The sequence below is a fragment of the Mesorhizobium sp. M7D.F.Ca.US.004.01.2.1 genome, assembly GCF_003997785.1.
In the GTDB taxonomy this organism is placed as follows: Bacteria; Pseudomonadota; Alphaproteobacteria; order Rhizobiales; family Rhizobiaceae; genus Mesorhizobium; species Mesorhizobium loti.
Map to the genome: position 1 here is coordinate 1 of NZ_RZRQ01000794.1, position 248 is coordinate 248.

Sequence of the window (248 nt, forward strand, 5' to 3'; positions counted from 1 at the left end):
ACCGACACCTTCAATGTCGTCAGCGCCGACGGCACCGCCACCACCGTGACCGTCCACATCCTGGGCACCAACGACGCGGCCGTCCTGTCGGCCGATGTGCGCGACCTGACCGAAGGCAACACGGCCGTCGACATCTCGACGTCGGGCACGCTCACCATCTCCGATGTCGACAGCGATCCCCACTTCGTGCCCCAGGTGGCTGCCGCCGGCAGCTACGGCACCTTCGACCTCGATGCCGACGGCAACTG

General features: G+C 67.3%; 1 protein-coding gene. It reads left to right on the top strand.

Annotation, left to right across the window (positions count from 1 at the left end; translation table 11 throughout):
- On the top strand, positions 1-248 hold a 248-nt coding region (locus EN993_RS36845), incomplete at both ends, for a VCBS domain-containing protein (RefSeq protein WP_164758115.1).